Genomic DNA, 20,696 nt, shown 5'->3' on the forward strand with positions numbered 1-20,696 from the left:
CTTTTCTTTAATTATGACTGTCACTATTGCTTTTGACTGACTCGCCTTCATATAAAGACACAAATACTTGTTTGTTATCAGAGGGGTGATTCTCAATTAGTTTTAATAATTGCTCAGAAGCCAATGCACCCCATTCTTGTTTTGAATAATCAATCGTTGTCAGGCGCGGCTGTAAATAATGAGAAACCTCAATGTTATCAAATCCAATAATATGGAAGTGTTCACCGACACGGTAAGGCGTCTTTGATAAGTAATTGTACATTCCAATTGCCATTTCATCATTTAAAGAAAAGACTGCGATTGGATGTTTATAGTCACGAACCAATTTCTCGGCAGCTAGTTCTCCTGAGGACTTTGTGAAATCGCCATTTAATTCAATAATGGTTATATCTTTGGCTATTTCCCTAGCAGAGGAAAGACGCTGGTTGGAATCGTATGAGCCCTCGGGCCCAGTTAGGATAAAAATTTCTGAAAAGCCTTTATCAACTAAGTGTTGAATGGCTAATTTAGCACCGCCCTTATTATCAAGCAGTACTTGCTTAATGGCAGGGTGATTTATTTCTCGATCAAGTACAACTAATTTATTCCCGAGGTCCGCATATCTTATTAGTTCTTCAGTAGAAAAGGTTTCATCTAAAATAATGGCTCCATCAATCATACGTTCTGGCAGAAATCGGTGGGAGTGTTCACCGCTGCAGACGATGAGATCATAACCATTCAGAGAAAGCATTTCTCTCATCCCTTTGAGGAGTTCTCCATAAAAGGCCCCGCTAAATTCTGTTAAAAATGCACCGATAATTTTTGTTTCCCTTTTTTTTAGTGTTCTTGCGGCTGCATTAGGTATGTAGTTCAGCTCTTTTGCAATCGCTAAAATTCTCTCCGAGGTTGCTTTTGTTACCTTTGTGCTTCCATTCAGTGCGTAGGAAACTGTAGAAATGGAAACACCAGCTTTTTTTGCGATATCCTTTATACTGACCATAGCTTGTTCTCCTAACATTCATATTCTTCTATTATATAGTCCAATATGCCAATAAGTAAAAGTTTCAATCACAAAAAAACCGGCGGTATGGTTAACCGCCGGTCAGGAACTACATAAATATTTCAATTATATTATTGTCGTTGTTTAAATTTTGTTCGAGTTCTTGATGAGTAATACGAACTCCACCATTTCGATATCGGTTAGATAGAGCCTCCGCCTTCGTGACTTGCCCATTAATCACAGCACGTTTTTCTTTTTGATTTGTTAAATGATAGACAAACGTAACAAGGAAGTCATTAACCATAAATTCGAAATGTAATCCATCCAACTGTTGTGGTAAGACTGGATCAATCACTAAATCAGCTGCTTCAAAGCGAATACCCAAGCAATTTGAGATTAGTTGATTCATATAGATTCCTGGTCCGCTAGAATAGATTCGCCATCCGCCTTTTACCTGAACGGTACCTTTTCGTAATTCATCAAAACGGTCTTGTGCTTCATAACGTGTGTTGAATTTTCCGTCTGAGCTGCTGAAATATGCATTACTTTGGCGTATTTCTGCATTTGGAACAACAGATTGAATACCAATTGGGTTAATAACCTGAAGACCATTCCAAGCCTCGTCCACTTTTCCTAGCTTTGCCATCGCTTCAACAAAACGGATATGGGCATGAACATATTGCAGACCGATTTCCCGTCCGAAATTGGCTGCCTGCTCAGCACGCTTGAAATGTGTGCTTACTCCACCCATATAATTAGCAGGACGGTTCATTAACCGAACTCCATCAGGACAGAATAGCTCATTTTTAATGATTTGATAATGTGTTTCTGCTTGCTCAGGTGTTAATAACTCGCTAATCATGCTTCGCGTCATTGGTAATAAGCGATAGTGAATTCCTGTTTTTGTATCGGTTGGATGAAGCATCAATTCTGCTTCATCTGGATTTTCCATATAAACGAACCCAGGGATGATTTTATTCTGCAAAATAAACTTATTAAAATCAGTTTCGATACCAGATGCTAATGTTTGTAATTCATTTGCAATAACAGAATCTGCTTTTTCAATTACTTTAGATAGTTGGCTCATTACTTGGTAGGTTAAAGACACGGTCCAGCTGCTTACCATGTATTTCTTCAACTGTGCATTGGCAGGTTGAAGTGTATCGTCCCAATCCCCATCGCCATAGGATGACAAATACGTATTGTGAAGAAAATTATCTTTTATATAGCCAATTTCTTTTTTTGCATGTTCTAAAATAGAAGCCGTATATTCAGTGAACGTATACGTTTTCGTAGTTGTAAATGGTACCTGTTCTTCTAAAATACTAAAATCATTTGTCGCCGTTAAATAATCACTAAGCATTTTTAGCGGCCAAACGATAATATCACCATGGCTTTCATGTGCTTGTATGCTTACATAGTTATCAAACATAAACCATTGAGGCCAATTTCCAGTTTCTTCGTATTGATGGGAGAAGACTGTTTTTATAATATTACGTACGGCATCGTAGTTTTGAGTTGCCATAAAATATTCTGTTGGTCCTTGGCATACATCACGTGTTCCCCAGGCTGCACCACCGTATTGCTCAAGACCATGTGGTACTGAGTAGTGGACTAACATATTGTGTGTGTACCACCAGGTTAAAGCATTTACCTTTTCAAGTTCAGCAGGTGTACTTTCGTTCTGAGAAAGCTTGAATCCATTCATTACCTTACGATAAACTTCACGATAGGATTCTATTTCGATAGCCGCTTCGCGTTTAGCAAAAGGGATTTTTTCTCCATGCAGTAGGCCTTGGAATGTAATTTCCCATTCGGCTGTTTCGGATAATTCTAATACTACCAATGAAGCAGACCTAGGAATATGATTTTCTCCAAATCTTCGTTCATCATTTACCTGATAATCTGCTCCTCTGACTTGTAGACGATAGGTAAGATGTGGATAAGCTTTAGCACTATCGGCTTTTGAATCTGCTCGGAACGTAATCTCTTGATCGTCTAACTCCATATGGAAAGGTACAACATACTCATTATTGTTCATGGAAACTTGATTCGTAACGAGATAACGATATGATTTACCGCTTAAAGAACGCACCTTGAGATGAACTTCTGGTGTGTCAACAGTTGTGAAATTCGTAATGACTAGTGTATCATCAGCTGTTTTATAATACCACCGTGCATAGTTAAAGCCCATTTCATACATTGAAGGCATCGTAAGCAGTTGAAATTTGCCTTCCATTTCAATATAAATTCGCTGCCCAGATGTTTTCAGGATATTTAATGCATTTCTAGTATTTGTTAACATTTTATTCATTGAAGTATTACCTACAACAAGTTGAGCGTTAAACACTCCGAACATGTAAGAGGTGGAAGTAATAATATCATCTTTTAACTTGCCATTTTGACCAGTCATAATAATATGGCCATGCGGACGCTCAACAAGCAGTTCCTTTTCTTTTAAAACAACATGCTCATACTTGTCAGTGAAGAAAGAAAGCAGGTTTTCTCCATCCCATTCCTCTTGATGACGGTTCGGGAAGAGTTGATCAATTTCATTTTTTTCCATCGATAAAGTTTTTAGCGGCTCACCAATAATAGGGGAGATACTAACTTCCTCAATTGCAGCACCTAATGGATTTAAATCTTTAACTTGGTTCCAGGCTTCCATAAGTTCTTCTTCAAACTCTAATGTGGTGATCGCCTCTTGGTGTGTGTCTTTATAGATACCATAGAATACAAATTTTGTTGATCCATTCAAATGAACACGCTCAGATTGAAGGGCAGTATAAGCAAATTCATATTGGTATACTTCATTTGCAAGTGATAACTTTGTTAGTATTTCAGGTTGGTTTGTTTCTTTATAAGAAAGTCCAAAAAATTGGAAGCCATCTGTGGAATAAGCGGCTGTTTTTGATAAGGAGCCCTGTTGTATATAAGGGAATCCAGTTGATTGCGGCTGGTTTTGGCGTGAACAAACCACATATCCTCGTGAAGCATCCTCAAATACAGAATGATCAATATACTGAGCCATATAAGATTCATTCGAGCGAACAGCCCCCATATCAGCGAGACCTAAATCTTGTCCGTAGATTACATCTACTTCTACATCTGTACCGCTGAGATTTACATCCCAGAACCAAATGCCTTTATCAGACAGTCTAAAAGTGACCTTATAAATAACCTGATCCAATCTTCCTTCCCAAGATATAAGAGAATCAGAATAGTGTAAAATGCTTTCAGATTTAACTCCTAAGAGCGGAACAACTTTTATTTCATTATTTTTATTCAGCCTTAAGTAAAGGTTATTTAATGATCCATCAATTGGATTACCAATGATTTGGTTAATCATTACATGTTTTGAGGTAATAGAAGATATATCACCGCTATTAAGAAACGAAAAGGACAAGTCTCCTGATTGTATCTTAAATGTTGATTCCTTTGCTTTTAACATGGTTGTCACCTCTAGTTTCCTATTTTACTAATTTAAAAGTAAGAGCAGATACATTCTGGCTGTTCGGCCCAACATATGCAATAAACGTACCAGCATCACTTGTAAACTGAAGATTCTCATGATGGTATCGAAGTTGTTCCTCGGTGATAGTGAAGGACACTTCTTTCGTCTCATTCGGCTCTAACATAATCTTTTTAAACGCCTTCAATTCCTTTACAGGTCTGACAATTTCACCTGCAACGTCACGGATATAAAGCTGTACGACTTCTTCACCAGCAACATTGCCCGAATTGGTTACATTTACAGATAGAGTAATAGTTTCTTCAGGAGTCATATTCTCAGCTGACAATGAAGCATTGCTATATGAGAAGGTTGTATAGCTTAAACCAAACCCAAATGGAAGTAACGGTTCATTCGGAATATCCAAATAGTGAGTTACATATCGTACATATTCATCAGAAGTTTTCGGGCGGCCAGTATTAAAATGATTGTAATATACTGGCACTTGTCCGACTGAATATGGGAATGTCATGGATAGACGGCCGGATGGATTTTCATCACCAAATAATAAATCACTAATCGCAGCTCCACCTTCTGTACCTGGATACCAAGCCTCTAACACAGCATCTGCTTGATCAATCACACCATGTAAATCGAGAGGACGACCATTAAATAATACAACTGCCATTGGTTTTTGCAGTTTTTTCACTTCAGCGATCAATTGGAGTTGAATTTCCGGTAAACGAATATCAGCTCGGCTGCCGCCTTCTCCGCTCATTGCTGAACTTTCACCTAAAGCAAGGACAATAACATCTGCTTCACTTGCTGCCTTTAATGCCATATTCATTTCATTTTCTGCACCTGTTTCAATGTCACAGCCTTTTGAGACTGTAAGCAAAGAAGGATCAATTTTCATTTTTAAACCTTCGTCCAATTTAACGGCATCCTCGTAAGAACCTTGCCAAGACCAAGGGCCTAAAATATCGCCATTGTGAGCAAAAGGACCAATTAACGCAATTTTCTGGTGCCTGTTTAATGGAAGAACAGATTCATTCTTCAATAGTACACAAGACTTCCTCGCTGCTTCTCGTGCTGCCTTGCGATGCTCCTCGGATAGAATATATTCTTGCTCACGTTTTTCATCTGCACCACGATGTGGATTTTCAAATAATCCTAAAGTTTGTTTTAATTTCAAAATACGAAGTACGGCTTCATCAATGAGTGATTCCTCTATTTTGCCCGTTTCCACTAACTGTTTTAAGTTATCTATGTAGCAGGTTGTCATCATTTCAATATCTACGCCAGCTTGCAGCGCTTTTATGGCAGCTTCAGAGGAATCTTCAGCAATACCATGAGGAATTAACTCCTTGACAGCACCCCAGTCAGAGATCATGACTCCGTCAAATCCCCATTCATCACGAAGTAAATCGCGCATTAACTTCTTATTTCCAGTAGCAGGGATACCATCTACGGTATTAAAAGCAGTCATAACCATTTCACAGCCTTCATCTAATGCGGCTTTATAAGCGGGTAAATAGGACTCTCGCAACTGTCTTTCTGACATATTAACCGTGTTATATTCACGCCCGCCTTCTGGCGCACCATAGGCTGCAAAGTGCTTTACACATGCCGCTACACGATTATGATCACTTGTTAAATTTGTTCCTTGGAATCCTCGAACAAACGCACGAGCAAATAGACTATTTAAATATGGATCCTCCCCAGTAGACTCCATAACTCTGCCCCAGCGCGGGTCGCGAACTAAATCAACCATTGGTGCAAATGTAACATGAACACCAGAAACGGCAGCTTCTTTGGCGGCAATCTCAGCACTCTTTTCTGCAAGGTCCATGTCCCAGCTGCAACCCATGGCAAGAGGTACAGGGAAAATTGTTTTAAATCCGTGAACAATGTCGGCCATCATTAATAAAGGAATACCTAGACGATTGTCTTCTAAATGCGCTTTTTGAATGTTTATAACTTCTCTTGCACCTGACGCACCCAAGACCGAACCGCAATTTTGTGAATCTTCTTCAGAAATCCCCATACCGACCATTGGTCCTGTTATCTCACCATTATCAGATGCTCCTTTAAAGAAGGGTGTTGCTAACTGAAGAAGTTGGCCAATCTTTTCCTTTAAAGTCATTTTTTGAAGTAGATCCTTCAATTGTTGTTCCACTATTATTCTCCTCCTGTTTCTTAATGTATTTTAATTATTGAAACGTTTCAATATAGGATATAATTGGATTATAAACGCTTTCAAAAATAGAGTCAATGAAAAATCGAAACGTTTTTATTGTGAGAGATTAAGTGTCGTTGAGAAAACAAATGATAATTTATTAGAATAAAGCTACTCTATATCTTGACGTCTGTAAACTCCAGGAGCTACGCCATATTTTTTATGAAATACCCTGTGAAAGTAAGGATAGCTGCCGAATCCGCAATCTTCAGCAATCTGCTCGAGTGTCATAGTAGTGTACTTCATGCGCTCGATTGCTGCGGAAAGCCTAATTTCAAGAGCATATTCGATGATGGTTTTTCCGACATGACTTTTAAAAAGATGAACAGAACGAGAAATGCTAAGACCAGCATGTCGTGCCACATCCTCTAGTTTAAAAGCAGTAGTGGCGTGCTCTTCAATGTAACGCATCATCCGAGACACTGGATAAGGGTAGATGAAGGATGAAACCGTTTCGTTTGCTGCACGTTCCAAATATAAACAAAGTGCTCGTAGTAAATAGCCGGAGAGCTCCTCGTTTTGGCTGGAAGCTGGGCGGCGCTTTTCCATCATGATTTGACGCCATAAAGTCAGCAGTTTGTCATCAATTTCGATTTGGGAGACATTAACTATGTCGGAATTACGCCACCATTCTTCAATCCATGACCCTTCACATCCTAAGTGATAGTCCCCGCAATTTTGGCCCTCTTTGACTAGCAGTTCATAATGATCGCCAGGTTCTATAATCAAAAGGTCACCCTTCTTCATTTCCATTTTTCTTCCCTTCACCACAACTTCACTGAATCCTTCCGTTTGGAGACGGAATAAATAAGCAGGATATCCGGATTTGTGCTGGGAATGATATCCATTTGTGTGATAGGAATATCCGCAAAAAAATATATTAGTTTCCATAAATTCCTCCTTAAAAAATAGAAAAATAGCAAAATAGTATATGTTTTAAGTATATCATCTATGTTTATTTATAAATATACCATTTAATATGTAATCAAATAAGTAAGGAAAAGGAAGTGAGTGTTAAGGATGTCTAAAATTCCAATAGCTGTTCAAATGTACACATTGCGGGAAGAAAGCTCTAAAGATTTTACCGGTACCTTGAGAAGAGTGGCTGAACTTGGCTTCGATGGTATTGAACTTGCAGGCTTCGGCGGCTTATCAGCAAAGGAAGTAAAAGTATTACTAGATGATCTTAACCTAAAAGCTGTGTCGAGCCATGTACCCCTCGAAGAATTGGAAAATAATCTAATGCAAGTGATTGAAGATCAGAAAACAATTGGAAGCAGCTTTGTTGTCTGCCCATACTTAATGCCTGAACGCCAGAGTGAAGATGGTTATATTGCACTTACTTCATTTTTAAATCAGACTGGTGAAATTTTAAGACGTGAAGGGATAACACTTTGCTATCATAATCACGATTTTGAACTAAAACGACTGTCCGATGGGAGAACTGCACTTGAAGCGATTTATGAAGATACCAACCCAGAAAATGTAAAGGCAGAGTTCGATATTTATTGGCTGACAAAAGCAGGAGAAATACCGGTTGAGTGGATTAGTCGTTATCAAAATAGAACACCACTGATTCATTTGAAAGACATGACAAGAGATGAGGCACAATTCTTTGCAGAGCTTGGTACAGGCGGTGTCGATATACAATCCGTTTTAAATATGGGAGAGGAAGCTGGTGTTCAGTGGTGGATTATTGAGCAGGATGAAAGCCGCCTTACACCATTTGAAAGTATAGAGATAAGCTTAAATTATTTAAAGAAAAATGGAGTTGGTTGTTATGGTAAACGTAACAGTGTGGAATGAAAACCGTCACGAACAAAAAAATCCTGTTGTAAGAGATATATACCCTAATGGAATCCATGGTACGATAGCACAGTTTTTAAAGGCAGACGGTTTCGATGCAAGGACTGCTACATTAGACGAACCAGAGCATGGGTTAATGGATGAAGTTCTCGACAAAACAGATGTATTAGTTTGGTGGGGGCATTTAGCACATGGTGAAGTAAAGGATGAAATTGTACAAAAGGTTCAACAGCGTGTTCTTGACGGGATGGGTCTCATTGTTCTTCATTCAGGTCATTTCTCTAAAATCTTTAAAATCCTAATGGGCACAAGCTGTGATTTAAAATGGCGGGAAGCAGACGAAAAAGAACGACTTTGGGTTGTGAGCCCAAGCCATCCGATCACAGAAGGTATCTCTGAGTTTATTGAATTAGAAAAGGAAGAAATGTATGGGGAGCACTTTGATATCCCACAGCCAGATGAGCTTATTTTTACAAGCTGGTTTGAGGGCGGAGAAGTCTTCCGCAGCGGATGTACTTTCAAACGCGGGAATGGAAAAGTATTTTATTTCCGTCCGGGTCATGAGACATATCCAACTTACCATAACAAAGACATACAACGTGTTATTAGTAATGCCGTGAAATGGGCGAAGCCTGTTAAGCGTGAGCGTCCTGTCTATGGGAACGCGAAACCACTAGAAGTAATTGGAGGGAAATAAGAATGGAAAAATTAAGAGTCGGCGTGATTGGTTGCGGCAGTATCTCTCAGTACCGCCATTTACCGGAATATAAATTGAATAAAAATGTTGAGCTGGCAGCGGTTTGTGATATCAATGAGGAACGTGCCCAAGCCACCGCTGAAAAATATGGAGCGAAAGCATATACGAGTTATGAAGAGTTAATAAACAGCGGTTTGGTCGATGCCGTCAGCGTTTGTACACCAAATTATCTCCATGCTCCGATTACGATTGCTGCTTTAAACGCCGGACTTCATGTCCTTTGTGAAAAACCAATGGCAACTTCAAGGAAGGAAGCAGAAGAAATGGTTGAAGCAGCAAAGGCTAATGACAAGAAGCTAATGATTGCTCATAATCAGCGATTTGTACCCTCACACCAAAGAGCACGTCAGTTAATCCAAAGCGGTGAAATCGGCAAGATATATAGCTTCCGTACCGCTTTCGGCCATGGAGGACCAGAAGGCTGGAGTATTGATGGCAAAGAAAGCTGGTTCTTTGAAAAAGAAAAAGCCTTTGTTGGGGCGATGGGTGACCTAGGTGTCCACAAGACCGATTTACTTCGCTATGTACTAGGTGAAGAAATTACAGAAGTAGGAGCTTTTGTTGAAACAAATGCAAAGGATTTCGCAAGTGTAGATGATAATGCAGTTTGTGTTTTAAAAACCGAGAGCGGAATCATCGGAACTCTTGCCGCAAGCTGGGCTTATAAGGGTAAAGAAGATAACTCCACCATTATATACGGAGAAAAAGCAGTCCTGCGTTTAGAGGATGATCCTGTAAGTTCACTTATCGTTCAATATGTAAACGGAGAAGTAGTGAATTATCAGCTGGGCAAAATACAGTCCAATGATGCCGGAGGGCAGAATACTTCACATGTGATTAATAAATTTGTCGATGCTATCGTTCTTGACCATGAGGTGCCTGTCACCGGTGAAGAAGGCATGAAATCATTGGAGGTAATTTTGGCAGCGTTAGAGTCCAATGAAACAAAGCAGATTGTAAGAGTGAGAGAAAGATGAAAAAGCTTCGCATTGGAATCATCGGAGTCGGCGGTATTGCCTTAGGCCGGCATATTCCTTCCTTTCTACAGTTGAAGGATTTTTGCGAGATTACGGCTTTAAGTGATATTAATGTTGAAAATGCAAAAGAAACGGCAGAGAAATATCAAATTCCCCATGTATTTTCGAATTATCATGATCTTTTTTCAGTGGTGGATGCTGTTTGTATTTGTACACCAAATAAATTCCACGCAGAAATAACGATTGCTGCCCTTGAAGCAGGTGTACATGTGCTGTGTGAAAAGCCAATGGCTTTGTCTGCGGAAGAATGCGAGGCAATGGTCTTGGCTGCTAAAAAGGCAGATAAAGTTCTCGCGATTGCCTATCATTACCGTTTTATGAAGGAAGCTGAAGCTGCTAAGAAAGCGATGGAAGATGTAGGTGCACCTCTTGTTATTAGAGTTCAGGCACTGAGACGCCGAAAAGTACCGGGCTGGGGAGTTTTTACCAACAAAGACCTGCAGGGCGGCGGCAGTTTGATTGATTATGGCTGCCATCTGTTAGATCTAGCGCTATGGCTGATGGGGAATCCGAAACAGATAGGAGTGACAGGCACCGCTTATAACACATTAAGTAAAATGCCTGGTCAAGTGAATCAATGGGGTTCGTTTAATCATGAAACCTTTAATGTTGATGATCATGTGACGGCATATATTCAATTTGAAGGTGGAGCTTCGATGTTGTTTGAAACATCATGGGCAGCCAATATAAAGGCTGACGCTGAGCATCTGAGCATTTCTGGTGTGGACGGGGGATTGAGCGTATTCCCTTTCGAACTATATACATCAAAGAACGGAATGCTTTTAAATAGTGAAGCGGCATGGCTTCCTGGAGAAGAAGATCCTGGATTGAAGCAGGCTAGAAACTTTATAGAGGCATGCCTTGGATTGGCTGAGCTAGTGGTCAAACCAGAAGAGGCACTTCAAGTTTCACAAATTATTGATCAAATATATGAGAGCGGGGGAAATAAAATATGAAATTAGGAGTTTTTACGGTTCTATTTGCGGAAAAATCATTTGAGGAAATGCTTGATACAGTCAAAGATGCTGGACTCCATGCAGTGGAGATCGGTACAGGGTGCTATCCAGGAAACAGCCATTGTGATTTAGATGGATTATTAGAGAGTGAAGAGGCTCGTAATCAATACCTTCAGCAAGTGGAAAGCCGCGGGCTTACAATCAGTGCATTTAGTTGTCATGGCAACCCAATTTCTCCTGAAGAGGGATTTGCCAGAACCTCACATGAAACACTTTTAAAAACGATTAAGCTTGCTTCCCTTTTAAATGTCCCTGTTGTTAACTGTTTTTCTGGTACGGCAGGAGATCATGAAGATGCAAAATATCCAAACTGGCCCGTTACACCATGGCCCAACGAATATGGTGATGTGTTAAAGTGGCAGTGGGAAGAAAAGCTCATTCCTTATTGGAAGGAAGTCGGTCAGTTTGCGCAGGATCATAACGTGAAAATTGGACTGGAGCTTCATGGAGGATTTTTAGTTCACACTCCATATACTCTATTAAAATTGCGTGAACAAACATGTGACGCGATCGGTGCCAATTTAGACCCAAGTCACTTATGGTGGCAGGGAATTGATCCTGTTGCGGCTATCAAAATACTAGCAAAAGAAAATGCAATTCACCATTTTCATGCGAAAGACACCTATATTGACCAAGAAAATGTGAATATGTATGGACTCACTGATATGCAGCCATACGGGGAAGTAAGATCTCGCGCATGGACATTCCGTTCAGTGGGCTGTGGACATAGTTTGAAGGAATGGTCAGACATGATGAGTGCCCTTCGTACATATGGCTACGATTATGTAGTCAGCATTGAACATGAGGACCCAATCATGTCAATAGATGAAGGATTTAAACGTGCTGTGACTAATTTGAAGTCTGTGTTAATCGAAGAGTCTGTTTCTCAAATGTGGTGGGCTTAAAAATACAAAAAAACATAAGGGACTGCTTGTCCCTTATGTTTTTTATTTTGTAGTTAATCAATAGATATCGGGATTCTGAGTCGTTATCACGCTTATGAGAGCCCGTAAGTACTTTTTTTACAAGGTAACGGTCACTCATTGACACTATGCGAGCCCGCACCATCCTTTTTAATAAGATACCGGTCACTCATCGAAGCGATGAGAGCCGGCACCAGCCTTTTTAATAAGATACCGGTCACTCATCGACCTTATGAGAGCCCGTACCAGCTTTTTTAATAAGGTACCGGTCACTCATCGACCTTATGAGAGCCCGTACCAGCTTTTTTAATAGGGTACCGGTCACTCATTGACCTTATGAGAGCCCGCACCAGCTATTTTAATAGGGTACCGGTCACTCATCGAAGCAATGAGAGCCCACACCATCCTTTTTAATAAGATACCGGTCACTCATCGAATCAATGAGAGCCGGCACCAGCTTTTTTAATAAGATACCGGTCACTCATCGACACAAAGAGTGCCCGCGAATCTTTTTTACTGTATCAGGATTGAGTCAATACAGCCTTAGTAAACCGTTCCCATGGTTTGCTCAGCCAGCGTTTTAAAGCGAAACAGCCGCGCAGCCACTCATCGGCTCCTTGAGCAAGCCAGATACCGAGAAGTCCTAAACCAAAATGAACGCCAAGTAAATAGCTTAGTGACACCGCTATACCCCACATCGAGATAATCCCAATGACAACAGGAAAGCGAACATCTCCTGCAGACTTTAATGAATTCATAAGGACGATATTCATGGCCCTTCCTGGCTCAACGAATACAATTGCCCATAAAACAGGAAGACAAACCATAATAATCGAAGGGTCCTCTGTAAATGCCCTTAAGACAAAATCCCCTTTGAAGGCGATGATAAGTGAGGCAGAGGTTGAGGCAAACATCGCAATTTTCAGTGTGCGAATTCCTCGTTTTAAGGCGCGGTCATATTGTTTTGCCCCAATATAACGTGCTACCAAAAGCTGCGTTCCCTGCGCAATCGCGACAGTGAACAAAAAGCAGAGCATACTGATATTTAAAATATATACTCTTCCAGCCAAAGAGGCTGTGCCCATTGTTACTACGAAACTAGTAATAACTACTTGAGATAATTGATAAGAAAGATTTTCACCAGCTGACGGAATTCCAATTTCGAGCAATTCTCGGATATCTTGTTTTTTTGCGTTGAAAATGTCCCGAATGACAATTTTTAAGGAAAGTCTATTATATAGCAAATACAATAGTGCGCAAACAGCATAAGCTCTTGCTGCAAAGATGGCCCACGATACGCCCGTTACACCTGTAATCGGCAGACCCAGGATTCCGGTAGTCGCAATAATATTGCCGCCAATACTGATAACATTCATATAAACCGTAACCATCATTGATTCCTTGGTGTAGCCATGGCTGCGCAGAATGGCACTTAATGCCAGAGAAAGTGATTCGAAAAACAGTGAAAGAGCACATATCCTTACAAAGGTAAGGCCATAGTCGAAAACAACTCCATGGACATTATATAAACGAAGTAAAGGTTCTCCAAAAATAAAAACGAGAATGGCGATGGATACACCAAACCAGAAATTTAAACCAAATACAGAATAAGATAGCTGCCTTGCACGCTGCAGTTTACCTGCACCAAGATTTTGGCTGATTAATACGGTTGCACCGATGGAAGTAACATTAAAAACTAAGATGAAAATATTCAGCAGTTGATTGGCTACTCCAACACCAGCGACTGCCTGATCTGAGTATTGACTTAACATCAAAGTAGCCACAATACCCATTCCCATATGAAGGGATAGTTCGATAAAGAGCGGCCAGGTAATACTAAAGAGAGTCTGGTCTTGATATTTGTTTTTTTGTTCCTCCACGATATTCTCCCATCCATTTGTCTAGTAAAAGTAATGATTAATTTTACTCCTCATTGAGAGATTTTGGAATAGGAAATCCTCTATTAAAAATATTTCCAAAATTGGTACTCACAAAAGGAAAAATAATAAGATTGTTATATAGTTATGAATTTGCTATTTTTAAAATAATACCAGACTAATTGGGGGACAAATATGTATACGAAAAGAAATTTATATAGGTTTTTGTTAATCCTCATTGTTGGTTTATTTGTCCTTTTACAAGTGATAGATTTAATCAATCCAGACCTCTTTCATTCTATTAAAATAATTAACAATATCGCATCCGTTATTTCGATTGCAGCTATCGGTTTCTTAATTTTCTTAGTAAAGGAATTCGATAAGAAAGCCAACGAATTTACAATAAACGAAAAGAAAATGAAAAACATCTTTGATACGCTGGATGTAGCAATCTGGTCTCATGATCTAAAGTCTGACACGCTGCTCATCACTCCTGGAATAGAAAAACTATATGGATATACACTGGATGATTTTTATGAAAATACGACCCTCTGGAGAGAAGTGATCTATCCAGAGGATTTATATGTTTTAGAGGAAAGAGAAAAGAAACTGGCAGCTAGTGAAACGGTAACGAGTCAATATCGAATAGTTCGCCCAGATGGTGAAGTGCGCTGGATTCAGGACAGAGGGATACCAACCTTTGATTCAAAAGGTGAGTTTGTTGATTTTACCAGCGTACTATTTGATATTACAGATCGGAAAGAAAGTGAAGGACTCTATCAAAGTTTAGTAGAAATGTCACCTGATATTATTGCTGTCGTTTATGATGGGAAAATTGAATATATTAATGAAGCAGGCTTCAAATTGATTGGTGCACAATGTCAGGAGCAGGTGCTTGGGCATTCAGTTAGGAATTTTGTTCCTTCTCATATTACAGATTTAATTAAGACTAAAGTGTTCTCAACTGATAAATTAGAGAACGAACGGCTTAGACTTGAATTCCAGGTTAAGCGAACAGACGGTGAAAGCATTGATGTGGAGATGGCAGCCAGGTCTATACTTTACGAAGGCAGATTTGCGATTCAGGTTGTGGGCAGGGATATTACACAACGAAAGAAATCGGAGCAAACGATTAAATACATGGCCTACTTTGATACGTTAACCGGATTACCGAATCGGAATCAATTTAGAAATTACCTGAATGAGGTCCTGCACAAACAAGAGAATAGAAAACACGCTGTGCTGTTCTTAGATTTGGATCGCTTTAAAATTATCAATGATACAAAAGGTCACTCAATTGGGGATATTATTCTTCAAAAGGTAGCCCGCCGATTAGAAAAAGCCGTACAAAATGCAGGTCTCGTATCCCGTCAGGGCGGGGATGAATTTATTATCGTTCTTGAAGATATGGACAAAGAAAATGCTGTTTTTGTTGCTAAGCGGATCCTTAATGAATTTTCAATTCCATTTGAAATAAACTGTGATGAATTTTTTGTAACACCAAGCATTGGAATTAGCATTTATCCAACGGATGGAAGTGATGAGGAAACACTTATTAAAAATGCGGATACCGCCATGTACCAAGCAAAAGAACGTGGAAAAAATAATTATCAGTTTTACTCAACTACCTTTGATGGTATTTCAACGTGGAAGATGAAAGTAGAGAACTGGTTACGAAGAGCCTTGGAGCAGAAACAAATGACACTCCATTACCAGCCGCAGTTAGATCTGCGTACGGGGGAAATTGTCGGGGTGGAAGCGTTAATTCGGTGGAACCACCCGGAATATGGGAATATTGCACCTTCTGAATTTATACCACTTGCAGAAGAAACAGGTTTGATTGTTCCATTAGGAAAGTGGATATTAAGAGAGGCGTGTGAGCGGAGAAAGGCATGGAAAGATGCAGGTTATGGAGTTTTTCCGATTGCGGTAAACGTGTCTGTGCGTCAATTTCAGGACGAGCAGATTATCCAGTTTATCTCCGATATGCTAGAAGAAGTTGGTCTAGAACCCAAGTATTTAGAACTCGAAATTACAGAAAGTCTTATGCAAAACCTAGGGAACTCCACGATCCTTCTGAATCAGTTAAAGGAGCTGGGTGTGCAGCTATCAATAGATGACTTTGGTACAGGTTATTCCTCTTTAAGTTATTTAAAGCATCTTCCAATTGATAAAATTAAAATAGATAAATCATTTGTTGACGATATTATCTATCATGATAATCAAGGCATGATGGTGAAAACCATCATTGATATGGGGATGAATTTAAAATTCGGAGTCATAGCTGAGGGAATTGAAACAGAAGAGCAGGTTAAATTCTTAACGCAGAATTCCTGCCGGATTGGACAAGGCTACTACTATAGTAAACCTTTATCTGCAGAGAAACTGGAAGAGTTTTTATTAAATGGCATTGTTCCATTTGAATAGGATTAGGCGGGACTTCCCGCCTCATTTTTATGAAAAAAAACCTTCAAACTGAAGGTCTATTAGTTTCCCCATTTCAAGTGTACGGTCAATGAACAGCAGGACATTGGGCTGCCAGGCTCAGGGTGGGTAATAAGCTCAAAGGTTACCCCGCTTGGTGTATATTTCGTTTCCACCGGTACCTTCAGGCCAATCGTTTTCATTAACCGGTCTACTTCCGCTTTATTCCCTTGCTGTGCAGCACTCATTAGCTGTACGTCAAAATCTTCATCCCCTAACCGGTCCAACAGAATGCTGCCTTGAGCCATTAATAGCCGATAGGATTTAATGGACTTCGTAAAAACATTTACATCCACCTGCGGGTATTGCCTGGTTACTGGTGGATAAACATAATAACTCGGGTAAGCAGGGGGCTGAGGATATGGTTGATAAGGATTGTAATAATAGTACATTGTAACGCTCCTTCCATACTTAAAACACAAGGCATTATACGTTATGTGTATTGGACTTTTTTGGTTACAAAGAAGGAGCGCCTGGATTTTAGATCCAAGCGCTCTTACCAAATTAGTATAAATGAACCTCACCGCTAGAGACTGAAACATTTATTGGATTCTTTCCGGAACCGTGTGTTCCCTTTAAACTATTCTTATCACTTCCATTAGTGGTTAATGGAAAATCACTTGTAATATCTCCACTGCTTACTTTGCCGTCTAATCTGAAATCCGCATCATCAGGTAAATCAATGTTAACTTCTCCAGAGCTCAGGTCAATCTCAATCGGATCATTAAGTTTATCCATTTGAATGGAGAATTCTCCGGATGACACATCTGCCTTTAGTTCGCCTGTAAAGTGGGTAACCTCTACATTCCCAGAACTAAGGTCGAAGGAGCTTGATTTCGTTTGTAAACGGTCAATGGTAACGTCACCTGAAGAACCATCATGAGTAAATTCATTCACGATTAAATCATCGATATTAACATTCCCAGAACCAATATCCAAAGAAAGTCCATCTAAATTCATTGACTCCCCATCGAAAGTTAAGCTGCCTGAACCAACTTGAATGTTCATATTACGGTTATAATCGTTAGGAATATAGATTTTTAATTCCCTTTTATCGGAAAAAGAGAACCAGTTAAACATTTTCTTTGTTTCTACTAATAATGTGCTGCCTGTTTCTTTAACGGTCAGCGACCCTTTGCCTGTTAAAACGGCCTCGACATCATCACGATTCTCAGGAATAATCGTTGTTTTTACTCCTCCTACATTAATATCGATGGTTTTTATTGTCTTTGATACCGCAGCTCTCCCATCTTTACTGCCTCCAAATGCAAAACCATTCAATTGGAATGACTGATTAAATACAATATATAACCCTGTGATGATAAGTAGGAGTATCACAATCCTCTTCATATAAATCCCTGCCCTTCATTTCTTATAGTTTCATCATAAGGGATATTACATGAACCGCCAATGAACCTGAGATTTAATTATTTCTAAGGCTAGAGATGTATTATGGCAGCTAAAGTGGAAATTTTATTCGATATCCGAACTATTAAATTTGTGATATTCTTGGTATTGGAGGTGTTACCATGACCGTAAAAAAGATTACCCCAAAAGAGCTTCATGAGAGAATTATAGGTGAAAATCAAATCATTCTTCTAGATGTTCGTGCAGTTGAAAAATATAATGAATCCCATATCGAAGAACCTCAAGTGGTGAGCCTGAATATCCCGAAAACGGATATATTCAACCTTGAAGAGGGTGGTGTTCTATCCCAGCTTCCAAAGGAACAGCATGTTGTTGTTACGTGTACCACTGGAAACTCAGCGGCAAAGTGCGCAAACATTCTAGATAGTCTGGGCTATCAAGTAGAAGTTTTAGAAGGCGGCCTTACCGCATGGAAGGAATATAGAAAATAGCTTGGAGAGAAGTAACATGCTACAGACGTTAAATAAACAACTAGAAAAAATCATGCCTTTAATCACTCCTGTGAGTGTTATAGTGGGTGTATTACTTTCTGTCTATATAAAGGACTTTTCTTATTTAATCCCTTGGATATTCGCTTTTATGACATTTGCTGGGAGCTTAAATTCTAATTTCAAATCATTATCTACTGTGGTGCGGCATCCACTCCCGATCTTTGCTGCCATGATTTTATTACACATACTCATGCCAATATGGGCATGGGGAGTCGGACATCTTACTTTCCAGGACGATATTTTTACTATTACCGGTATTGTATTAGGAATGGCTATCCCAACCGGTGTCACCAGCTTTATTTGGGTTTCGATTTATAAAGGAAATATTCCGCTTACTTTATCCATTATCTTAATCGATACAATGCTTTCACCGATTATTGTACCTTATTGTTTGTCTCTATTAATCGGTGAAAAAATTGAAATGGATATGCTCGGAATCATGCAAGGTTTAGTTGGAATGATTGTTCTTCCTTCCATCTTAGGAATGCTGCTTAATCAATTTTTAAAACGCAGTGTGACAAAGCAGTTGAGCACGACATTGGCACCCTTTTCTAAAATCTGTATCGGAATTGTTGTCATGCTGAATGGTGCTGTCATTGCTCCTTACTTGAAGAATATTAATCTTAAATTAATGGGTATCATACTGGTGGTCTTTTTTATTGCGGCCACAGGATATGTGTTTTCGTTTTTCATAGGTAAACTAATCAGAAGTGACAAAGATACAATCGTATCTTTGACCTTTTCTGGCGGAATGAGAAATATCAGTGCAGGTGCTGTTATTGCGGTTACCTATTTTCCGCCGGCAGTGGCGGTTCCAGTGGTAGTCGGAATGCTGTTCCAGCAGGTACTTGCTTCTTTTGCGGGATCTGTATTAGCGCGTTATTATAGCAAGAAAACGTTATATGTAAAGCTGGATGGGGTTAACAAAAATGAAGGAATATGACACTAGAGGCACTTCAAAAATGGAGTGTCTTTTTTGATGGTAAAAACTTCAGTTTGGGGTAAAGTAATGGGAGAAATTCGGTTGACATGAAACCAAAAGGTTTTATATAATACAGAAAGTGAAACCAAAAGGTTTTATATCATTGATAGAAGGTAGGAGAAACTTTTGCAAAATACATTACAGGATATTAAACAAACGATTGTAATCAACGCGCCTATTCAAAAGGTATGGGATCAGGTTTCGACATCTGAAGGGATTGCCGCATGGTTTATGCCAAATGACTTTAAGCCTGAAGTTGGCTATGAATTCCATATCCAATCTCCATTTGGACCATCACCTTGTAAAGTGACAGAATTTGATCCTCCGAATTCCCTTTCATTCAAATGGGATACAGATGGCTGGTTTTTATCATTTAGCTTAAAGGATTTGGGGGATAAAACAGAATTCACGCTTATCCATGGCGGATGGAAAGCAGCGGATGAAATTGTTGGAAAAGCAGGACAAAAATCTTCTGTTATTCGTGAGAATATGTCTCAAGGCTGGACAGGCATCTTAGAAAAACTTCGTACACTTTTGGAGAACTAAGTGTCAGCTTCAGCTCAAAAGCATGATGTCTTTCAAGCGATTGCTGACCCGACCCGGAGAGAGGTGCTAAGATTACTTTCGGAAAAAGAGAGGCCCATTTCGGAAATAACGGCACATTTTCCTATGAGCCGAACAGCCATTGCCAAGCACCTCCAAGTCCTATCCGAAGCTGAATTAGTCAGCGGAAGGAAGGTAGGAAGAGAAAAGATTTATACTTTGCACCCAGAACCTTTAAATGAGCTAAAAGATTGGCTTTCTTACTATGAAAAGTTTTGGGAAAACAAACTTTCGATTCTTAAACATATTGTTGAAAACTCAATTTTGAACGTTAATCCATCAGATGAAACCGACAAGAAGTAATGTCGGTTTTTTCTATTGGTTTATAGGTGTGGAGTAACCGAGAGCCGGATTATGAGGGGGTTAGGTTAACTACAAGGTGTCGGAGTGATCGAAGAGGATGCAGAAAGAGCATTTGGGTCACTCCAGTTGGTCTGGAGTGATCGCAGAGCATGGTAGATAGAGCATTTGGGTAACTCCAGTGTGTCTGGAGTGACCGAAGAGGATGCAGAAAAAGCATTTGGGTCACTCCAGTTGGTCTGGAGTTACCGAAGAGGATGCAGAAAAAGCATTTGGGTAACTCCAGTTGGTCTGGAGTGACCGCAGAGCATGGCAGAAAGAGT

At 39.7% G+C, this 20,696-nt stretch carries 17 protein-coding genes; 10 read left to right on the top strand and 7 right to left on the bottom strand.

The annotated features are described in order from the left end of the window. Positions 1-7: 7 nt before the first annotated feature. The 4 genes from SFC47_RS16855 to SFC47_RS16870 form a co-directional block, all read right to left on the bottom strand. Entirely contained in the window at positions 8-979 is a 972-nt protein-coding gene (locus SFC47_RS16855) for a LacI family DNA-binding transcriptional regulator (protein WP_411255467.1), read from the bottom strand. A 109-nt stretch (positions 980-1,088) separates the two neighbouring features. Beyond that, on the bottom strand, positions 1,089-4,430 hold the full coding sequence (locus SFC47_RS16860) for a GH36-type glycosyl hydrolase domain-containing protein (RefSeq protein WP_411255468.1): 3,342 nt from the start codon (positions 4,428-4,430) through the stop codon (positions 1,089-1,091). Between the two features lie 19 nt (positions 4,431-4,449). Next, positions 4,450-6,609 (bottom strand): glycoside hydrolase family 3 N-terminal domain-containing protein, encoded by a 2,160-nt coding sequence (locus SFC47_RS16865; protein WP_411255469.1) that lies wholly within the window; start codon positions 6,607-6,609, stop codon positions 4,450-4,452. A 171-nt stretch (positions 6,610-6,780) separates the two neighbouring features. Then, positions 6,781-7,560, bottom strand: a complete 780-nt coding sequence (locus SFC47_RS16870) for an AraC family transcriptional regulator (RefSeq protein ID WP_411255470.1) — start codon at positions 7,558-7,560, stop codon at positions 6,781-6,783. A gap of 129 nt (positions 7,561-7,689) precedes the next feature. On the opposite strand from SFC47_RS16870, the gene SFC47_RS16875 reads away from it, so the two are divergent. Genes SFC47_RS16875 through SFC47_RS16895 form a run of 5 tightly spaced genes read left to right on the top strand, consistent with a single transcriptional unit; the run spans position 7,690 to position 12,190 of the window. Then, positions 7,690-8,475, top strand: coding sequence for a sugar phosphate isomerase/epimerase family protein (locus SFC47_RS16875; protein ID WP_411255471.1), 786 nt, complete (start codon positions 7,690-7,692; stop codon positions 8,473-8,475). Beyond that, the gene (locus tag SFC47_RS16880; RefSeq protein WP_411255472.1) at positions 8,450-9,172 is read left to right on the top strand and encodes a ThuA domain-containing protein; all 723 of its coding nucleotides are present in this window, start codon (positions 8,450-8,452) and stop codon (positions 9,170-9,172) included. The genes SFC47_RS16875 and SFC47_RS16880 overlap by 26 nt, the downstream gene beginning before the upstream one ends. 2 nt (positions 9,173-9,174) lie before the next feature. Further along, positions 9,175-10,209, top strand: coding sequence for a Gfo/Idh/MocA family protein (locus SFC47_RS16885; protein WP_411255473.1), 1,035 nt, complete (start codon positions 9,175-9,177; stop codon positions 10,207-10,209). Then, entirely contained in the window at positions 10,206-11,225 is a 1,020-nt protein-coding gene (locus SFC47_RS16890) for a Gfo/Idh/MocA family protein (RefSeq protein WP_411255474.1), read from the top strand. Before SFC47_RS16885 ends, SFC47_RS16890 begins: the two co-directional genes overlap by 4 nt. Beyond that, positions 11,222-12,190 (top strand): sugar phosphate isomerase/epimerase family protein, encoded by a 969-nt coding sequence (locus SFC47_RS16895; protein ID WP_411255475.1) that lies wholly within the window; start codon positions 11,222-11,224, stop codon positions 12,188-12,190. The genes SFC47_RS16890 and SFC47_RS16895 overlap by 4 nt, the downstream gene beginning before the upstream one ends. A gap of 539 nt (positions 12,191-12,729) precedes the next feature. Here the strand turns inward: SFC47_RS16895 and SFC47_RS16900 are convergent. Next, the gene (locus tag SFC47_RS16900; protein ID WP_411255476.1) at positions 12,730-14,088 is read right to left on the bottom strand and encodes an MATE family efflux transporter; all 1,359 of its coding nucleotides are present in this window, start codon (positions 14,086-14,088) and stop codon (positions 12,730-12,732) included. Between the two features lie 192 nt (positions 14,089-14,280). On the opposite strand from SFC47_RS16900, the gene SFC47_RS16905 reads away from it, so the two are divergent. Beyond that, positions 14,281-16,512, top strand: a complete 2,232-nt coding sequence (locus SFC47_RS16905) for an EAL domain-containing protein (protein ID WP_411255477.1) — start codon at positions 14,281-14,283, stop codon at positions 16,510-16,512. A gap of 59 nt (positions 16,513-16,571) precedes the next feature. Here the strand turns inward: SFC47_RS16905 and SFC47_RS16910 are convergent, their stop codons facing one another. Together SFC47_RS16910 and liaG are read right to left on the bottom strand one after the other, a co-directional pair. After that, positions 16,572-16,961: a YuzC family spore coat inner layer protein gene (locus SFC47_RS16910; RefSeq protein ID WP_411255478.1), complete on the bottom strand. Its 390-nt coding sequence runs from the start codon at positions 16,959-16,961 to the stop codon at positions 16,572-16,574. A gap of 112 nt (positions 16,962-17,073) precedes the next feature. Further along, a complete protein-coding gene (gene liaG, locus SFC47_RS16915) occupies positions 17,074-17,907 on the bottom strand; it encodes a LiaG family protein (protein ID WP_411255479.1) in 834 nt (277 codons plus the stop codon). Between the two features lie 191 nt (positions 17,908-18,098). Between liaG and SFC47_RS16920 the strand changes: the two genes are divergently transcribed. From SFC47_RS16920 to SFC47_RS16935, 4 genes are all read left to right on the top strand, one after another. Beyond that, positions 18,099-18,428, top strand: a complete 330-nt coding sequence (locus SFC47_RS16920; RefSeq protein WP_411255480.1) for a rhodanese-like domain-containing protein — start codon at positions 18,099-18,101, stop codon at positions 18,426-18,428. Between the two features lie 16 nt (positions 18,429-18,444). After that, positions 18,445-19,431 carry a bile acid:sodium symporter family protein gene (locus SFC47_RS16925; protein ID WP_411255481.1) on the top strand — a complete coding sequence of 329 codons (987 nt, stop codon included), beginning with the start codon at positions 18,445-18,447 and terminating at the stop codon, positions 19,429-19,431. Between the two features lie 165 nt (positions 19,432-19,596). Continuing rightward, positions 19,597-20,016: an SRPBCC family protein gene (locus SFC47_RS16930; RefSeq protein ID WP_411255482.1), complete on the top strand. Its 420-nt coding sequence runs from the start codon at positions 19,597-19,599 to the stop codon at positions 20,014-20,016. Continuing rightward, positions 20,017-20,376: an ArsR/SmtB family transcription factor gene (locus tag SFC47_RS16935; protein WP_411255483.1), complete on the top strand. Its 360-nt coding sequence runs from the start codon at positions 20,017-20,019 to the stop codon at positions 20,374-20,376. Positions 20,377-20,696: the final 320 nt, after the last annotated feature.

Source organism: Neobacillus niacini (genome assembly GCF_046591715.1).
Classification (GTDB): domain Bacteria; phylum Bacillota; class Bacilli; order Bacillales; family Cytobacillaceae; genus Neobacillus; species Neobacillus niacini_L.

Coding starts and splice junctions, on each gene's coding strand:
- SFC47_RS16855 (WP_411255467.1), bottom strand. CDS start 979: ATGGTCAGTATAAAGGATATCGCAAAAAAAGCTGGTGTTTCCATTTCT.
- SFC47_RS16860 (WP_411255468.1), bottom strand. CDS start 4,430: ATGTTAAAAGCAAAGGAATCAACATTTAAGATACAATCAGGAGACTTG.
- SFC47_RS16870 (WP_411255470.1), bottom strand. CDS start 7,560: ATGGAAACTAATATATTTTTTTGCGGATATTCCTATCACACAAATGGA.
- SFC47_RS16875 (WP_411255471.1), top strand. CDS start 7,690: ATGTCTAAAATTCCAATAGCTGTTCAAATGTACACATTGCGGGAAGAA.
- SFC47_RS16880 (WP_411255472.1), top strand. CDS start 8,450: ATGGTAAACGTAACAGTGTGGAATGAAAACCGTCACGAACAAAAAAAT.
- SFC47_RS16885 (WP_411255473.1), top strand. CDS start 9,175: ATGGAAAAATTAAGAGTCGGCGTGATTGGTTGCGGCAGTATCTCTCAG.
- SFC47_RS16890 (WP_411255474.1), top strand. CDS start 10,206: ATGAAAAAGCTTCGCATTGGAATCATCGGAGTCGGCGGTATTGCCTTA.
- SFC47_RS16895 (WP_411255475.1), top strand. CDS start 11,222: ATGAAATTAGGAGTTTTTACGGTTCTATTTGCGGAAAAATCATTTGAG.
- SFC47_RS16905 (WP_411255477.1), top strand. CDS start 14,281: ATGTATACGAAAAGAAATTTATATAGGTTTTTGTTAATCCTCATTGTT.
- SFC47_RS16910 (WP_411255478.1), bottom strand. CDS start 16,961: ATGTACTATTATTACAATCCTTATCAACCATATCCTCAGCCCCCTGCT.
- SFC47_RS16920 (WP_411255480.1), top strand. CDS start 18,099: ATGACCGTAAAAAAGATTACCCCAAAAGAGCTTCATGAGAGAATTATA.
- SFC47_RS16925 (WP_411255481.1), top strand. CDS start 18,445: ATGCTACAGACGTTAAATAAACAACTAGAAAAAATCATGCCTTTAATC.